The organism is Caballeronia sp. M23-90, assembly GCF_053574605.1.
On the sequence record NZ_JBSIPA010000865.1, the window covers coordinates 1 to 1,121 of the forward strand.

A 1,121-nucleotide genomic window follows, 5' to 3' on the forward strand; every position below is an offset into this window, starting at 1 on the left:
TGAGGTTCGACGGGCCGTACGCGCCGAGCGTACGGCCCGTCGAACCTCACGCACCTGCTGCTCGACAACGGTGCCCACGAGTCGACCGGCGCTCAGGCAACCGTGTCGCCGGGCGTCGAGTTTGCACGCATTGCATCCGCGTGCGGGTACGCGCTGGCGCTCGACGGCGACGATCTTTCGGTCATCGACACGTTGTTCGAAGCAAAGGGTGTCGATGGCGTTCGCTTCGCCCGCCTGTCGATCAGCACCGGCACGCCCGGCGACTTGCCGCGGCCGTCGATCACACCGGAAGACGTGCGCGCGCGCCTGCAAAAACATATCGGACGCTAGACATCATGCTGCTGCTCAACCCCGGCCCTGTCACGCTGACCGAACGCGTGCGCAATAGCCTGCTGCAAACCGACTTGTGCCATCGCGAGCCGGAATTTTTCGATCTGCAGGACGAAGCGCGCTCGCGTTTGCTTGCGGCTTATTCGCTTGATCCGAAGGTCTGGACGGCTGTCTTGATGACGGGTTCGGGCACGGCTGCCGTGGAAAGCATGATCGCCGGAATGGTGCCGCAAGGCGGCCGTTTGCTGGTCATCGAGAATGGTGTCTATGGCGAACGGATTGCGCAGATCGCGACGCAGTACGGAATCGATCACGAGGTCGTGAAGTACGCGTGGGTGGACGCGCCGGATGTCGATGCGATCACGGCCAGGCTGGACGGTTTCACGAATGTCGCGATCATCCATCACGAGACGACAACCGGCCGCCTGAACAAGATCGACCAGTTGAGCGCGGCGTGCAAGGCGCGCGGTATCGGCTTGTTGCTCGATGGCGTGAGCAGCTTCGGCGCGGAGCATATCGATTTCGATGGCGGCGGCATCACCGCGGTCGCCGCAACCGCCAACAAATGTCTGCATGGCGTGCCCGGCGCGGCGTTTGTAATCGCGAAACGCGAAGCGCTGAAACACGCCGCGAGCCGCACGTATTACCTCGGCATCACGCGTCTCGCCAGGTTGCAGGACGAACGCAATACGCCGTTCACGCCGTCCGTGCACGCGTATTACGCGCTGGTTGAAGCGCTGCGCGAGTTCGAGGACGAAGGCGGCCTGAACGCGCGCCATGCGCGCTACGCA

1 protein-coding gene and 1 pseudogene are annotated in these 1,121 nt (G+C 63.5%); both read left to right on the plus strand.

From position 1 onward, the window contains the following. Positions 1 to 18 precede the first annotated feature (18 nt). A pseudogene (locus ACRXB1_RS36560) lies at positions 19 to 330 on the plus strand (phosphonopyruvate decarboxylase); the annotation flags it as partial. Between the two features lie 5 nt (positions 331 to 335). Further along, on the plus strand, positions 336 to 1,121 hold a 786-nt coding region (locus tag ACRXB1_RS36565), incomplete at its 3' end, for an aminotransferase class V-fold PLP-dependent enzyme (protein ID WP_449494843.1).